Source organism: Ottowia beijingensis, from assembly GCF_013423955.1.
Lineage (GTDB): Bacteria > Pseudomonadota > Gammaproteobacteria > Burkholderiales > Burkholderiaceae_C > Ottowia > Ottowia beijingensis.
The window spans coordinates 3,508,506-3,523,943 of record NZ_JACCKX010000001.1 but is presented as its reverse complement, the minus strand read 5'-3'; the positions used below and the strand labels follow the sequence as shown (position 1 = coordinate 3,523,943).

Annotated in this window: 9 protein-coding genes and 6 pseudogenes; 9 read left to right on the top strand and 6 right to left on the bottom strand. The window is 66.0% G+C overall.

The window, feature by feature from the left end:
- Window positions 1-91 precede the first annotated feature (91 nt).
- Window positions 92-3,609 (bottom strand): annotated as a pseudogene (gene smc / locus H0I39_RS17420) (chromosome segregation protein SMC).
- A gap of 384 nt (window positions 3,610-3,993) precedes the next feature.
- Between smc and H0I39_RS17415 the strand changes: the two are divergent.
- Window positions 3,994-4,248, top strand: a complete 255-nt coding sequence (locus H0I39_RS17415) for an AbrB/MazE/SpoVT family DNA-binding domain-containing protein (protein ID WP_180551315.1) — start codon at window positions 3,994-3,996, stop codon at window positions 4,246-4,248.
- Window positions 4,242-4,561 (top strand): annotated as a pseudogene (locus tag H0I39_RS17410) (type II toxin-antitoxin system PemK/MazF family toxin). The gene H0I39_RS17415 and the pseudogene H0I39_RS17410 overlap by 7 nt, the downstream one beginning before the upstream one ends.
- Here the strand turns inward: H0I39_RS17410 and H0I39_RS17405 are convergent.
- Together H0I39_RS17405 and H0I39_RS17400 are read right to left on the bottom strand one after the other, a co-directional pair.
- Window positions 4,453-4,959: a hypothetical protein gene (locus H0I39_RS17405; protein WP_180549138.1), complete on the bottom strand. Its 507-nt coding sequence runs from the start codon at window positions 4,957-4,959 to the stop codon at window positions 4,453-4,455. The pseudogene H0I39_RS17410 and the gene H0I39_RS17405 overlap by 109 nt on opposite strands.
- Window positions 4,960-5,400: 441 nt before the next feature.
- Window positions 5,401-5,859, bottom strand: a complete 459-nt coding sequence (locus H0I39_RS17400; protein ID WP_180551314.1) for a pilin — start codon at window positions 5,857-5,859, stop codon at window positions 5,401-5,403.
- Window positions 5,860-6,108: 249 nt separating this feature from the next.
- Here H0I39_RS17400 and H0I39_RS17395 point away from each other — a divergent pair, with 249 nt between their 5' ends.
- Window positions 6,109-6,735, top strand: coding sequence for a hypothetical protein (locus H0I39_RS17395; RefSeq protein ID WP_180551313.1), 627 nt, complete (start codon window positions 6,109-6,111; stop codon window positions 6,733-6,735).
- Here the strand turns inward: H0I39_RS17395 and H0I39_RS17390 are convergent.
- The 3 genes from H0I39_RS17390 to H0I39_RS17380 all read right to left on the bottom strand — a co-directional run bounded on the left by H0I39_RS17390 (window position 6,689) and on the right by H0I39_RS17380 (window position 8,373).
- Window positions 6,689-7,024 (bottom strand): type II toxin-antitoxin system HicB family antitoxin, encoded by a 336-nt coding sequence (locus H0I39_RS17390; RefSeq protein WP_180551312.1) that lies wholly within the window; start codon window positions 7,022-7,024, stop codon window positions 6,689-6,691. The genes H0I39_RS17395 and H0I39_RS17390 overlap by 47 nt on opposite strands.
- Window positions 7,021-7,275, bottom strand: a complete 255-nt coding sequence (locus H0I39_RS17385) for a type II toxin-antitoxin system HicA family toxin (protein ID WP_180551311.1) — start codon at window positions 7,273-7,275, stop codon at window positions 7,021-7,023. Before H0I39_RS17385 ends, H0I39_RS17390 begins: the two co-directional genes overlap by 4 nt.
- Window positions 7,276-7,500: 225 nt before the next feature.
- Window positions 7,501-8,373 carry a ferritin-like domain-containing protein gene (locus H0I39_RS17380; protein WP_180551310.1) on the bottom strand — a complete coding sequence of 291 codons (873 nt, stop codon included), beginning with the start codon at window positions 8,371-8,373 and terminating at the stop codon, window positions 7,501-7,503.
- Window positions 8,374-8,531: 158 nt separating this feature from the next.
- Between H0I39_RS17380 and dapC the strand changes: the two genes are divergently transcribed.
- The 6 genes and pseudogenes from dapC to H0I39_RS17350 form a co-directional block, all read left to right on the top strand.
- Window positions 8,532-9,755, top strand: coding sequence for a succinyldiaminopimelate transaminase (dapC, locus tag H0I39_RS17375; RefSeq protein ID WP_308645935.1), 1,224 nt, complete (start codon window positions 8,532-8,534; stop codon window positions 9,753-9,755).
- Window positions 9,752-10,583: pseudogene (gene dapD, locus H0I39_RS17370) on the top strand (2,3,4,5-tetrahydropyridine-2,6-dicarboxylate N-succinyltransferase). The gene dapC and the pseudogene dapD overlap by 4 nt, the downstream one beginning before the upstream one ends.
- A gap of 82 nt (window positions 10,584-10,665) precedes the next feature.
- On the top strand, window positions 10,666-11,985 hold the full coding sequence (locus H0I39_RS17365) for a PilT/PilU family type 4a pilus ATPase (RefSeq protein WP_257645866.1): 1,320 nt from the start codon (window positions 10,666-10,668) through the stop codon (window positions 11,983-11,985).
- Window positions 11,986-11,993: 8 nt separating this feature from the next.
- Window positions 11,994-13,157: pseudogene (gene dapE / locus H0I39_RS17360) on the top strand (succinyl-diaminopimelate desuccinylase).
- 73 nt (window positions 13,158-13,230) lie between these two features.
- Window positions 13,231-14,218, top strand: a pseudogene (locus tag H0I39_RS22685) (ABC-F family ATP-binding cassette domain-containing protein); the annotation flags it as partial.
- A gap of 138 nt (window positions 14,219-14,356) precedes the next feature.
- Window positions 14,357-15,372, top strand: a pseudogene (locus H0I39_RS17350) (ATP-binding cassette domain-containing protein); the annotation flags it as partial.
- Window positions 15,373-15,438 lie beyond the last annotated feature (66 nt).

Here is a 15,438-nt window from a genome sequence, read left to right as displayed (position 1 = left end):
TATTGGAGTGCCGACGCCTCGCCCCGTCACCGCATGGCGCGGTGCCCGTGCGATGGCGCTGGAGCGGGGTGGTCACGCAGCCATCATCCCATCAGACGGTTTCAGCCATGCCGACGGCGCTTTCCATGTCCACCGCCACGATGCGCGACACGCCCTGCTCCTGCATCGTCACGCCGATCAGCTGCTCGGCCATTTCCATGGCGATCTTGTTGTGGCTGATGAACAGGAACTGCGTGCCCTGGCCGCTCATCTTGGTGACGAGCTTGGCATAGCGCTCGGTGTTGGCGTCATCCAGCGGCGCGTCCACCTCGTCCAGCAGACAGAACGGCGCCGGGTTGAGCTGGAAGATGGCGAACACCAGCGCGATGGCTGTCAGCGCCTTCTCGCCGCCCGAGAGCAGGTGGATGGTCTGGTTCTTCTTGCCCGGCGGCTGCGCCAGCACCTGCACGCCGGAGTCGAGGATTTCCTCGCCCGTCATCACCAGCTTGGCGTGGCCGCCGCCGAACAGCTCGGGGAACATGCGGCCGAAATGCTCGTTGACGGTGTTGAAGGTGCTGCCCAGCAACTCGCGCGTTTCGCCATCAATCTTCTTGATCGCGTCTTCCAGCGTGGTCATCGCCTCGGTCAGGTCGGCGTTCTGCGCATCTAAAAATTGCTTGCGCTCGCGCGCCGTGGTCAGCTCGTCCAGCGCGGCCAGGTTGACGGCGCCCAGCGCCTGCACGTCGCGGTGCAGGCGGTCGATCTCGCCCTGCAGGCCTTGCAGGCGCACGTTGCCTTCGGTGATGGACTGCTCGACGGCCGCCAGGTCGGCTTCGGCGTCGGTCAGCAGCTGCGTGTATTGCTCGGTGCCCAGGCGGGCGGCTTGCTCTTTCAGTTGCAGCTCGGTGATGCGGGCGCGCAGCGGGTCCAGCTCGCGCTCCAGCGTCAGGCGGCGCTCGTCGGATGCGCGCAGCTTGGCGGTGAGGTCGTCGTAGGTGCTGCGCTGTGCGCCCAGGGCCTGCTCGCGCTCCAGCTTCAGCGCCAGCGCGCTTTGCAGGCCGGCTTGCGCGGCGGCGTCGGTCAGGCGCGTCAGCTCTTCCTGCGCGCGCTGCTGCTCGGCCTCGATGCCGGCGGTCTGCTGGCCGGCGGTGTCGATGGTGCGGGCCAGTTCGGCGCGGCGCGCTTCCAGGCTGCGCTGGGCAAAGGTGGCCTCTTGCGCCTGGCGTTCCAGCGTGCGCTGCTGCTCGCGCGCCTCGGCCAGCTTGCGCTCGGCCTCGATCACGCGCTCGTCCAGCTGCGCGTGGCGCTCCTGCGTGTCGGCGAGCTGCATGTCCAGCTCTTCGAAGCGCGCCTCGGCGGTCACGCGGCGCTCCTGCAGGTCGCCCAGCGAAGCATCCACCTCGGCCAGGTCGCCGGCGATCTGCTCGCTGCGCGCGCGGGTCTGCTCGGCCAGCTGGGTCAGGCGCAGGGTTTCGACCTGCAGCTCGTGGGCGCGCTGCTGCGCCTCGGCGGCCTCGCGGCGCGTGGTGACGAGGCGCTGGCTGGCGTCGCTGTAGGTGGCCTCGGCCTTGACCAAGGCGTTGCGCGCTTCGTCGCTGATGAGCGATTGCGCGCGCAGCTGCTTCTCGATGTTCTCGATCTCCTGCGCGCGCGCCAGCAGGCCGGCCTGCTCGGAATCGGGCGCGTAGAAGCTGACGCTGTGCGCGGTGACGCAGTGGCCATCCTTCACATAGATGGCGTCGCCGCTTTGCAACTGGGTGCGGGCGGCCAGAGCGTCTTCGAGGCTGGTGGCCGTGTAGCAGCCGGCCAGCCAGTCGGACAGCAGCGCCTTCTGGCCCGAGTCGTGCAGGCGCAGCAGATCGGCCAGGCGCGGCAGGCTGCCGGCGCGCTCGGGCAGCGCGGCGCTGGGCGGGTTGTAGAAGGCCAGTTTGGCCGGCGGTGCATCGGCGGCGAAGGCACGCACCATGTCGAGGCGGCTGACTTCGAGCGCGCTCATGCGCTCGCGCAGCGCGGCTTCCAGCGCGTTCTCCCAGCCGGGTTCGACGTGGATGCGGCTCCACAGGCCCTGCAGGCCGTCCAGCCCGTGCTTCTGCAGCCAGGGCTTGAGCTTGCCGTCGGTCTTCACCTTTTCCTGCAGCGCCTTCAACGCCTCCAGCCGGGCCGACAGATCGGCCAGCTTGGCGCTTTCGCTGTTCACGGCCTGCTGCGCGGCGCGGCGAGCTTCATCGAGCTGCGGCACGCTGTCCTGCAGCTCGCCCAGGCGGGCGTCGGTGACTTCGGCCGTTTCCTGCGCGCTACTCAGTTGCTGCTGCAGGTTCAGCAGGCGCTGCTCGTCGGGCGCGGCCAGTGCGTTCTTGTCGGCGCTGAGCTTTTCGCGCCGCGCGTTCAACTGGCGCGTCTGCTCCTCGATGCCGCGCTGCTCGGCGGCCAGCACCTGAATCTGCTGCTGCACCTGGCCGACGGCGGTGCGCTGCTCGGCCGACTTGGCCTGCGCGCCGCGCAGCGCCTCTTCCAAATCGGGCAAGGCGCCCTGCTGCTCTTCGAGCTGCGCGGCCAGAGTGATGGATTTTTCTTCGGCCTCGGCGCCCTGCGCGGCCAGGTTCTCGATCTCGGCTTCGGCCTCGTCCTTGCGTGCGGCCCACTGGGCGACTTGTTCCTTCAACTGCACCAGCCGCGCCTCGGCACGCTGGCGGCCTTCGACGACGAAGCGGATCTCCGCCTCCAGCCGGCCGACTTCGGCGCTGGCCTCGTACAGCAGGCCCTGCGCCTGGTTCACCTGGTCGCCAGCGGCGTAGTGGGCCTGGCGGATGGTTTCCAGATCGGACTCGACATGGCGCAAGTCGGCCACGCGCGATTCGAGGTCGTTGACGGCCTTCTCGGCGTCGGCCTTGAGCTTGACCTGGCCTTCCTCGGCCTCGGCACGCTTCAAGAACCAGAGCTGGTTCTGCTTCAGCGAGGCCGCCGATTGCAGGCTGCGGTACTGCTGTGCCACCTCGGCCTGCTTTTCCAGCTTCTCCAGGTTGGCGTTCAGTTCGCGCAGGATGTCTTCGACGCGCGTCAGGTTCTCGCGCGTGTCGGCCAGGCGGTTCTCGGTCTCGCGGCGGCGCTCCTTGTATTTGCTGACGCCGGCGGCTTCTTCGAGGAACAGGCGCAGCTCTTCAGGGCGCGATTCGATGATGCGGCTGATGGTGCCCTGGCCGATGATGGCGTAGGCGCGCGGGCCCAGGCCGGTGCCGAGGAACACGTCCTGCACGTCGCGCCGGCGCACCGGCTGGTTGTTGATGTAGTAGCTGGAGTTGCCGTCGCGCGTCAGCACGCGCTTGACGGAAATCTCGGTGAACTGGCTCCACTGGCCACCGGCGCGGTGGTCGGCGTTGTCGAACACCAGTTCGACCGACGAGCGCGAGGCCGGCTTGCGCGTGGTGGTGCCGTTGAAGATGACGTCCTGCATCGACTCGCCGCGCAGTTCCGACGCCTTGATTCGCCCAGCACCCAGCGCACCGCGTCCATGATGTTCGACTTGCCGCAGCCGTTGGGGCCCACCACGCCCACCAGCTGGCCGGGCAGCATGAAGTTGGTGGGTTCGGCGAAGGACTTGAAGCCCGAGAGCTTGATGGAGTTGAGACGCACTGGCGCAGCGGGCCGCGGGGCCGGAAAGAGGGGCGAAAGCGAAGCGGCGATGATACCGTGCGCCCACCCGCGCAGGCGCTGCGGCACCGGGGACCATGCGGCGCCTCAGTCCACCGATCGCTTCAAAAGAATAGCTTTTCGCGCTTGCCCTGACTGCCTTGGAGCCGAATTTCACTCAGATGCTGCAAATCGTTATCTGACCCTGGATGTCACCCTGGGGTAGCAGGCGTCGGATCGTGTAGAGGCCATGCCCTGTTTGCATCGCAGGGCAACTCGTATCCACCCCCGATTTCCTGCCAATGGCGCCCCGTTTTCTACCGAAGCGGAATCACAAGTCGACCCGCCCCGAAGTGGTAACATTGTTGAAACCTCAGGAGTTCCATCATGCACATCGTGATCCGCACCATCGGCAACAGCAAAGGCGTGGTTTTGCCCAAGGCCTTGCTGGCCCAGGCGGGGTTGGACAGTGCAAGCACGGCCATGGTCTCGGTCGAGCAAGGCGCCATCGTGCTGCGCCGGCCCGCCAAACTGGCGCGTGCCGGCTGGGCAGAGGCTGCGCAGGCCATCGCCGCAGCGGGTGACGATGCCCTGCTGATGGGCGAGTTCGGCAACGCGGCCGACCAGGACCTGTCATGGTGAAACGCGGAGACATCTGGCTGGTCAACCTCGACCCCACGGTCGGCAGCGAGATTCAAAGACGCGGCCTTGCGTGGTCATCTCGCCGGCCGAACTGCACGACCATCTGCGCACCGTCATCGTCGCGCCCATGACCTCCCAAGGCTTCGCTGCCCCATTTCGTGTGCCCGTCACCCACGCAGGCACCCAAGGGCTGATCGTGCTCGATCAAATGCGAACCGTGGACAAGATTCGCCTGGCCAAAAAGCTGGGAGCGGTCTCAGCCAAAACCTTGAGTGCCACCCTGGCCGCCTTGCAGGAAATTTTTGAAGAGTGAATAAAAACACTTGGATGCTTGACCTCGATGAGCATCCAATTGATCAAACAAGAAAATGGATTGAAGCTCTCGGCCAATTCACCTTTTCGAGCTTGAAGAAAATTGGTATCTGACCCTATTTTTCCAACCCTAATTTCCCCGCCGGTAAATCCTAAACCCTTGAGGAGCCAAATTGTAGTGGACTTTTCGAGCGACTGGGCTCTGCCCTTGAATCCCCGCAAGTCGCCAAACGGCTCAAACCCTGCAGCCGCCTTTAAATCTTTGTTCAAAGCCTTTGCATATTCAATAACATCAATAATGGCTTGACGCATATCAGGGTCGGAAACCTGCTTCCCATGAATGACTCGATCTCTGACTCTCTCCGCTTTTTTAATTTTTTCTGAGGTGCTGTCATTCAAGGCATGCCCAAAGACGTTTTTATAAAGAAGCCGAAAACCATCTCTGGTTAAATGCTGCTTGTTGATGGCATTGTCTGCAACCTCGCCGTCAGCACCATGCAGCTTAACGACACCGCAATAGAGCGCTCGATTCTGAGCTTGCTCCGTTTTCAGGAATGCATACGCAAGACATACTGTTATGGGAAGTCCTTGACCAATAATGGCAGTTGCTCAAAGTACCACTTGATCTGATCGCCGCTTTCATTGAAGTGGTTGATCACGCCCTTGTAGCTTGCTGCGGTTGCAGAGGTTTTTTCATGTTACTCAATTTTTCCATGATAAACATCTTTCCGATTGGTGGAAATAAAAGGCGGATTGCGCCTCTCGGCCAATCCGCCTCTTCGATCATTGAGGGAAAATCGTGATCTGACCCTGTTTTCCTTATTTCCATCGGTTTTGAAATTAGGGCGTGGCCGGCTGGCAATCCTTCGGCGACAGTTTGGCCGCCGCAGTAGTAGTGCATGTCCATGTACCGGAAACCCCGGTGGTAGCGTTGTCTGCGGTACGCGCCCAAGTCACTTTTTTGCCGGCAATCAATGAAGCGCCTTTCAGTGTGCACTCCAGAGTGCTCTCACCATTCGTTGCGACGGCTGCAGTAATAGTGCAGCGATTGGTCGTAGCCTGGAGACCAACGTCAGCAGGAAGAGCAATCGCTGCAGCAAGACCATCAGTGATTTTGCTTTCCACATTGACCTTACCGGGCGTGATTTCCGCCAAACCTGCCGCGATTTGGGATTTGGCGGTGTAATCCTGATACGCCGGCAGCGCCACGGCCGCCAGAATACCGATGATCGCCACGACGATCATCAGTTCGATCAGGGTGAAGCCGGCCTGGGCGCGGCGCAGTGCGGTGGATTTCATTTGAAAGGCTCCTGTGAACTTGAATGAAACTGGCGGTTACCAGTCGGCTTCAGTTCTGCAGTCGGCATGCCAGGAGCCGCGGGGCCGGTTTTCGTGCGGTATTTGGCAGAGGCGTCGCCGATTGATTCAGGCACGACCGTTCCAGCCCCGGCGTGACACGGCAAATTGCGTGTCACGGCATGGCGGGCGCCATGTCACCGGTTGTTTCTCACACGCCTAGAATCGGGCCGAAGCACAAAGGAAATCGGCATGGACATGATCAGCTTGGACGCGGCGGTGGCCATCACGGGCATCAGCCGCAGCACGCTGTGGCGGCGGGTGACGGACGGGCGCATCGGCAAGGGCGGCAAGGACGCGCGCGGCCGCGCGCTGCTGGTGCTGGCCGACGTGCTGCCGCTGGCCGAGGTGCCGCTGAGCGCAGGCGACCTGCCGGTGCTGCTGCAGGCCGACGCCGGCGTGGCCGATGCGCAGGCGGACATGGGGGCGCTGTTTTATGTGGCAGGTGCCGAGAAGGCCGCGCTGTACTGGCTGAACGAGGCCGCAGCGCAAGGCCACGCCGACGCCATGCAGTGGCTGGGCATTGCCCACTATGCGGCTTCGGGGGAGTCTACACACGCAGGAGCAGAAAGACAACCTCGCCCTCATGTGGATCGCCCGGGCAGCGGCGCTGGGGCACCCGGTGGCGCGGCAGCAGATGGCCAGGCTGCGGCCCGGGCGGCCGGGCGTTTGAGCAGCTGTGTGGGAGCGGCCTTGGCCGCGATGGGGTGGCCGGTGCGCGATGCGCTTCATCGCGGCCAAGGCCGCTCCTACAGAATGAGGGGCGGCGGGGTTAAGCGCGCGCGGCCTCGCCGAGCACACGGGCCGCCCACTGGTTGAGGCTGACGCCCGCCGCCTGCGCCGCCATCAGGGCGGCGCTGTGCACCTCGGGCGCAACCCGCAGCATCATCTTTCCGCTGGCAGGCTGCTGGGGCGCTTTGCCAATTCTGGCGCAGGTCTCCAGATAGTCGTCCACGGCTTCCTCGAATGCGGCGCGCAGCTCGGCCACCGATTCCGCATGAAACGAAACGACGTCGGTGATGCCGACCAGCCGCCCAACGAGGATGTTGTCGCGGTCATCGAATTCGATGCGGGCCGTCTGGCCCTTGTGAGTCATGGTGCTGCTCATGGTTGGACTCCTATCAACGCCAGAAACGCCCTGGCTTCTTCTACCTGGTACGGCTTGGCCTCTTTGGCCGGGTGGGGGCGGTGAAAGGCGCTGACATGCTGGCCGTGCACAAACCGCACGCGCGACCCCCGGCCCTCCACCACCACGCACCCCACAGCCAGCAGCAGTGCCTCGATGCGCGCCCATTCAAGCGCCGATGGTGTCGGCTTGCTGAACACGGCCTCCAAGGTCTTTTTATGCTTGCTGTTCATGATTGCAATTCTAGGCAACTCATCTGCATGTTGCAATCATTATTTGATAGCATCTCGAATGCCCACCCTGAATCTCCCCGACTTTGAGCCCTGCTCAGGCCAGTGACGCATCCTGCGCGGCCTGCTCAAAGTCAATTTTGTCAATACTCCTTGGGAGTACATATGCCCAGCGCTTGACTGGCAAGCGCTGGCGGGCAGCATGCTGGGGAGTATCTGCGCTGACCGCTACGTCGCGATCACGCGCCGGGCCAGGCGCTCCAGCGGCGACTGCAGCCATTGCTCCAGACGGCGCGGCAGCTGCAGGGGCTTGAGCAGCATGCGCACCGCCTGATCGGCCGGCAGACGGCTGCTGACCAGCCGGTACACGCGCTGGCTGATGTCCTCGAAGCTTTGCGCGCCCTGCGGGAACATGCCGCCCTTGTGCGCCCACACGTGGCGCAGCGCGACGTCGGAGTCGCTCTCGCGCAGCTCCAGCAGGCGCTTGTACAGCACGCGGGCCACGCGCGCGCGGCCGGCCGGGCGCTGGGCGTTCAGCAGCTTGAAATAGGCCAGGAAGTGCTTGTAGTGGTTCACCTCGTCGGCGCGGATGTGGCCGAGCAGCTCGGTCAGCAGCGGCTCGGTGCTTAAAGACCGCAGCGTCTGGTAATAGGTGGTGGTGCCCATCTCGACCACGCAGCGCGCGGCCAGCTCCAGCGCGCGGTTGGGCTCCAGCTCGTCCATGCTGCACAGGGGGCCGTATTCGGCGATGAAACCCTCGAACGCCGTCTGCCAGGGAAAGTCGGGCCAGGCAGCCTTCACGTACAGCTCGAAGGCGCGGCCGTGCTGCAGTTCCTCGTGCTCCCACTGTGCCTGCAGCCAGGCGGCCACCTCGGGGTGGTCGGCGTAGTGCGCCGCCAGGTTGCTGGTGTACAGGTCGGAGCCGGATTCGATGAACGATGCGCTGACCAGCAGGTAGAACAGCTCTTCATGACCAGCGATGCGGCGCTGGTCGATGCGCGACCAGTCCACCTCGTCCACGCGCCAGCGCGGGGCGTGGCTGGTGGCGGGCGCGGTGTGGGGGCGGCGTTGCGCTGCAACGGCGTGGCTTCGCCGGGCCACGAAGCGGGGTCGAGAGAAGGACTGTTCAAGGTATCGAAATTCGTCGCCAGAGATGAATTTCAGCATAGCGCACAGGCGGATACGCCTTGTTTCGACACGTGACACCGGGATGACAGGCCGCCGCCGCGCCGCGGTGGCGGGCACCCGCGACGCAGATAATCGGCGCCCATGAACCCCTGCTCTCGCGCCTGCAGCCCTACCCCTTCGAGCGGCTGCGCCAGCTGTTCGCGGGCGTCACGCCCAACCCGGCCTACCGCCCCATCAGCCTGGGGATAGGCGAGCCGCGGCATGCGACCCCGCAGTTCATTCAGGACGCGCTGGCCGGCGACCTGGCCACCGGCCTGGCCGGCTACCCGCCCACCGCCGGCTCGCCCGCCTTGCGCGAAGCCTGCGCCGGCTGGCTGCAGCGGCGCTACGGCGTGCAGGTCGATCCCGCGACGCAGGTGCTGCCCGTGCTGGGCTCGCGCGAGGCACTGTTTGCCCTGGCGCAGACGGTGGTGGACCCGACGCAACCGGGCGCCACCGTGGTCTGCCCCAACCCGTTCTATCAAATCTACGAAGGCGCCACGCTGCTGGCCGGCGCGCAGCCGCATTACGTGGCCAGCGACCCGGCGCGCAACTTCGCGCCGCGCTGGGACCTGGTGCCGGATGCCGTATGGGCACGCACGCAACTGGTCTACGTCTGCTCGCCCGGCAACCCCACGGGCGCCGTGATGCCGCTGCAGGAGTGGAAGCTGCTGTTCGAGCTGAGCGACCGGCACAGCTTCGTCATCGCCTCGGACGAGTGCTACAGCGAGATCTACTTCCAGGGCGAGCCGCCGCTGGGCGGGCTGGAGGCGGCGGCGCAACTCGGCCGTTCGGACTTCAAGCGCCTGGTCATGCTCACCAGCCTGTCCAAGCGCAGCAACGTGCCGGGCATGCGCTCGGGCTTCGTGGCGGGCGACGCCGACATCCTGAAGGCCTTCCTGCTCTACCGCACCTACCACGGCAGCGCCATGAGCGGCGCGGTGCAGACGGCCAGCATCGCCGCCTGGGGCGACGAGGCGCACGTGCAGGACAACCGCCGCCAGTACCGCGAGAAGTTCGCCGCCGTCACGCCGCTGCTCGAACCCGTGATGGACGTGAAGCTGCCCGACGCCGCCTTCTACCTGTGGGCCGGGGTGCCCGATGCGTGGAAAAGTAGCGATACCGACTTCGCCCGCGCACTGCTCGCTCAATACAATGTGACGGTTCTGCCCGGCAGTTACCTGGCGCGCGATGCGGGCGGCGCCAACCCCGGCCAGGGCCGCGTGCGCATGGCCCTGGTGGCCGAGACGGCCGAATGTGTCGAGGCCGCCCAACGCATCGTGCAATTCATCCAATCCCATACCCCTGACCCATGAGCCAGCAACTGCAGCAAATCATCGACAGCGCCTGGGAGCAGCGCGCCGAGTTCTCCCCGCCGCCGCGCCCAAGGAGGTGGTCGAAGCCGTCGAGCACGTCATCCGCGACCTGAACGCCGGCCGCGTGCGCGTGGCCACGCGCCAGGGCGTGGGCCAGTGGACGGTGAACCAGTGGGTCAAGAAGGCGGTGCTGCTGTCCTTCCGCCTGAAGGACAACGACGTCATTCGCGCCGGCGACCTGGGCTTCTTCGACAAGGTGCCCACCAAGTTCAGCGACGCCGAGGGCTGCGGCCTGCGCGAATCCGGCGTGCGCGTGGTGCCGCCGGCCGTGGCGCGCCGCGGCAGCTACATCGGCAAGGGCGCGGTGCTGATGCCCAGCTACGTCAACATCGGCGCCTATGTCGACGAGGGCACCATGGTCGACACTTGGGCCACCGTGGGCAGCTGCGCCCAGGTGGGCAAGCACGTGCACCTGTCGGGCGGCGTGGGCTTAGGGGAGTGCTGGAGCCGCTGCAGGCCAACCCGACCATCATCGAGGACAACTGCTTCATCGGCGCGCGCTCCGAAGTGGTCGAGGGCGTGATCGTCGAAGAGAACTCGGTGCTGGGCATGGGCGTGTACATCGGCCAGAGCACGCCGATCTTCAACCGCGAGACGGGCGAGATCAGTTACGGCCGCGTGCCCAGCGGCAGCGTGGTCATCAGCGGCGGCCTGCCCAAGACCGCCGCCAACGGCCAGCCCTACAGCCTGTACTGCGCCGTCATCGTCAAGACGGTGGATGCGCAGACGCGCTCCAAGACCAGCATCAACGATCTGCTGCGCCCCTGAGGCCTTCAGATCGAACCACCCGGATGACGGCGCCCACCAAGCGCCGACAGCTTCATTAATCATAGCAAACCATCTTACCGCCATGGCCACGTCTGTACCCGCACCGACCTCGATGATGGAACGCATCCTGCACCTGATGGCCGAGAAGAAGGCCTCGGACGTGTACCTGTCGGCGCACGCGCCGGCCACCATCAAGATCAACGGCCAGTGCGTGCCCATCAACGCGCAGGTGCTGCCGCCCGAGGCGGTGATGAACCTGCTGATCGACGTGGTGCCGCCCAACCGCATCGAGGAGCTGAAGGAAACCGGCGAGCTGAACATGGCCATCCCCATGTACGGCGTGGGCAACTTCCGCCTCTCGGCCATGCGCCAGCGCGGCACCTACGCGGCGGTCATCCGCTTCATCAGCCCCGACATCCCCGAGCTGGATTCGCTGCACCTGCCCAACATCCTGAAGCACCTGGTGATGGAAAAGCGCGGCCTGATCCTGATGGTGGGCGCCACCGGCGCCGGCAAGTCGACCACGTTGGCCTCGATGCTGGACCACCGCAACAAGAACGCGGCCGGCCACATCCTGACCATCGAGGACCCGATCGAATTCGTCTTCACCAACCGCAAGTCGCTGGTCAACCAGCGCGAGGTGGGCACCGACACCCAGGCCCTGCAGACCGGCCTGAAGAACGCGCTGCGCCAGGCGCCCGACGTGATCCTGATCGGCGAGATCCGCGACCGCGAGACCATGAGCGCCGCCATCGCCTACGCCCAGTCGGGGCACCTGTGCCTGGCCACGCTGCACGCCAACAACAGCTACCAGGCGCTGAACCGCGTGCTGTCGTTCTACCCCGTCGAGGTGCGCCCCACCCTGCTGGGCGACTTGGCGGCGGCGCTCAAGTCGGTGGTGTCGCAGCGCCTGATCCGCACCGTGGACGGCGGGCGCACGCCGGCCGTCGAGGTGATGCTGAACACCAAGCTGATCGCCGACCTGATCGAGAAGAGCGACTTCTCGGGCGTGAAGGAGGCCATGGACAACTCCATGGCCGAAGGCTCGCAGACCTTCGAGCAGGACCTGGCGCGCCTCATCATCGAGGGCAAGATCGACCGCAAGGAAGGCCTGGCCAACGCCGACTCGCCCACCAACCTGATGTGGCGCCTGCAGAACGACAGCGCCCGCTTCAACGCCAACAAGCCGCAGGAAGAGGAACGCCCGAGCGACGAGCCCTCGTTCACCGACATCACGCTGGACGTGCGCCCCAGCGGCTACGGCACCACCGGCTTCGGCAAGACGGGCTTCGGGCAGACCGGCTTCCGCAACTCGGGCTTCCGCCCCTCGGGGTTCCGCGATTCGGGCTTCCAGGACTCCAAGCTCGGCAGCTTTGCCGACTCGCGCATCGGCGACGCCTGAGGCCGCCCATGTCCGCCACGCGCCAGCTGGCCGAAGCCCTGATCGCCCGCCCCTCCGTCACCCCGCAGGACGCCGGCTGCATCGACCTGATCGCCGCGCGGCTGGCGCCGCTGGGCTTCGCCAACGACATCATCGACAGCGGGCCGGCCGACTTCCGCGTCCGAAATTTATGGTCAAAAGGCCCGCAGCGCTTGATGGACAAGCGCAGGCAGCTATCAAGACAGTAGTTTTCGCGGGCCACACCGACGTCGTCCCCACCGGCCCGCTGGCGCAGTGGACGAGCGACCCCTTCACCCCCACCGAACGCGACGGCAAGCTCTACGGCCGCGGCGCCAGCGACATGAAGACCTCCATCGCCGCCTTCGTGGTGGCGGTCGAGCAGTTCCTGGCCGCCCGACCCGATGCGCCACTGAACATCGCCCTGCTGCTCACCAGCGACGAGGAAGGCCCCGCGGTGGATGGCACCGTCGTGGTCTGCGAACAGCTCAAGGCGCGTGGCGAAAAGCTCGACTGGTGCATCGTCGGCGAACCCACCGCCGTGCAGCGCACCGGCGACATGATCAAGAACGGCCGCCGCGGCACGCTGTCGGGCAGGCTCACCGTGCACGGCATCCAGGGCCACATCGCCTACCCGCACCTGGCGCGCAACCCCATCCACGACCTTGCCCCCGCGCTGGCCGAGCTGGTCGCCATCCGCTGGGACGAAGGCAACGCCTTCTTCCCGCCCACCAGCTGGCAGATCAGCAACATCCACGGCGGCACCGGTGCCAGCAACATCATCCCGGGGCAACTGGTGGTCGATTTCAACTTCCGCTTCTGCACCGAATCGACGCCCGAATCGCTGCAGTCGCGGCTCGAAGCCGTGCTGAAGAAGCACGGCGTCGACTACGACCTGGCTTGGACCCTGGGAGGCCTGCCCTTCCTCACCGAGCCGGGCGACCTCGTCACCGCCGTGCAGTCCGCCATCCGCGCCGAGACGGGCCTCGAGACCGAACTCTCCACCACCGGCGGCACCAGCGATGGCCGCTTCATCGCCCAGATCTGCCCCCAGGTCATCGAACTCGGCCCCCAACGCCAGCATCCACAAGATCGACGAACACATCGCGCTGGCCGACATCGAGCCGCTGACCAACATCTATCGGCGCGTGCTGGAGCGTCTGGCCACGGCATGAAGGTGGATGAATGGCGACGTGGCCACCGGTCTGATGCATTGACGCCCCGCGCCGGCGCGTTCGATTCGCGACCATGATTCAGCTTCAGAACCTCACCCTCCGCCGTGGCGCCAAGGTGCTGCTCGACGGCGCCAGCGTCACCATCCACCCCGGCGAGAAAGCCGCGCTGGTGGGGCGCAATGGCGCGGGCAAGTCGACGCTGTTCGCGCTGTTCAACGGCACGCTGCACGAGGACGGCGGCGACTTCGCCATGCCTGCCGCCTGGCGCATCGCGCAGGTGGCGCAGCACATGCCGGAGACCGCCGAGCCGGCGGCCGAATTCGTGCTTTCGGGCGATGAGCGCTTGGTGCACCTGCGCGAGCAGCTCTCGAAAGCAGAGCAATCGGGCGACGGCATCGCCATCGCGCACGCACACGGCGACTTGCACGACGCCGGCGCGCACGATGCGCGCTCGCGCGCCGAGGCGCTGATCCTGGGGCTGGGCTTCAAGGTGGATGAGTTGCAAAAGCCGGTGAACAGCTTCTCGGGCGGCTGGCGCATGCGCCTGCAGCTGGCGCGCGCTGATGGCCCCCAGCGATCTGCTGCTGCTGGATGAACCCACCAACCACCTGGACCTGGACGCGCTGGTGTGGCTGGAAGGCTGGCTGCAGCGCTACGCCGGCACGCTGATCGTGATCAGCCACGACCGCGAGTTTCTGGATGCGGTGACGCGCGTCACCCTGCACATCGAGCACCAGAAGCTGACGCGCTACGGCGGCAACTACAGCGCCTTCGAGGAGTTGCGCGCGCAGCAGCTCACGCTGCAGCAGGCGGCCTATGCCAAGCAGCAGGAGAAGATCGCCCACCTGCAGAAGTTCATCGACCGCTTCAAGGCCAAGGCGACCAAGGCCAAGCAGGCGCAAAGCCGCGTGAAGGCGCTGGAGCGCATGGAACGCATCGCGCCGGTGCTGGCCGATGCCGAATTCCAGTTCGAGTTCAAGGAGCCGGCCAACCTGCCCAACCCGATGCTGGCCGTGCGCGATGCGGTGTTCGGTTACCGCGCCGAGAAAGCTACAAAAACAGAAGCTGCGGGCGCCCAGCAGACGGGCGCTGCAGGCCAATTTGGCTTGAAACCCGAGCTGAGCGACTACGCCACCACTGCCACGCTGCACGCGCAGCTGGCAGCACGCGGCGAGCTGCCGCCCGAGCCGCAACCGGGCGACCGCGTGATCCTGCGCGGCGTGACGCGCACCGTGATGGCAGGCCAGCGCATCGGCATCCTGGGCGCCAACGGCCAGGGCAAATCGACTTTCGTGAAGACGGTGGCACGCACGCTGCCGCTGCTGGGCGGGCAGATCACCGAGGGCAAGGGCCTGGCGATCGGCTATTTCGCGCAGCAGGAGCTGGACGTGCTGCACGCTGGCAGCACGCCGCTGGAGCACATGGTGCGGCTGGCGCGCGAGACCGGGCGTGACAACACTGAGGAAGCCCGCGAGCAGCAACTGCGCAACTTCCTCGGCACCTTCAACTTCCCTGGCGAGATGGTGCTGCAGCCGGTGGGCCAGTTCAGCGGCGGCGAGAAGGCGCGCCTGGTGCTGGCCATGATCGTGTGGCAGCGGCCCAACCTGCTGCTGCTGGACGAACCCACCAACCACCTGGACCTGGCCACGCGCGAGGCACTGGCGGTGGCGCTGAACGAGTTCGAGGGCACCGTGATGCTGGTCAGCCACGACCGCGCTTTGCTGCGCAGCGTGTGCGACGAGTTCTGGCTGGTGGCGCGCGGCGGCGTGGCGCCGTTCGAGGGCGATCTGGACGACTACCAGCGCTATTTGCTGGACGAGGCCAAGCGGCTGCGCGAGCTGGCGGCGGCCCAGAATACTCCTGACTCCATAGCTGTCAGCACAGAATTCACAAGCGCTGAAGCCCCGAAGGCCTCTCAACCCACACTCAACCCCGCCGAGCAGCGCCGGCTGGACGCCCAGCGCCGCCAGCAGCTGGCCGAGAAGACGCGCCCGCTCAAGCGCGCGCTGGAAAAGGCCGAGCAGCGCATGCAAACACTGGGCGCCGAGCAGACCGCGCTGGAGCAGCGCCTGGCCACACCCCTGCCCCCGGCCGAGATTGCCGACGCCGGCCGCCGCCTGAAGGCCGTGGGGACGAGCTGGCCGCGCTGGAGGACGAATGGCTGCGCCTGTCGGGCGAGATCGAAGCCATCGAGCAAACCGCCACGCCGGCCTGAGCCACGGCCTGCGCCACGACCTGTAGGCCAAAGCCGCAAATTGCGCCGCCGTCATCCGGCGGGCCG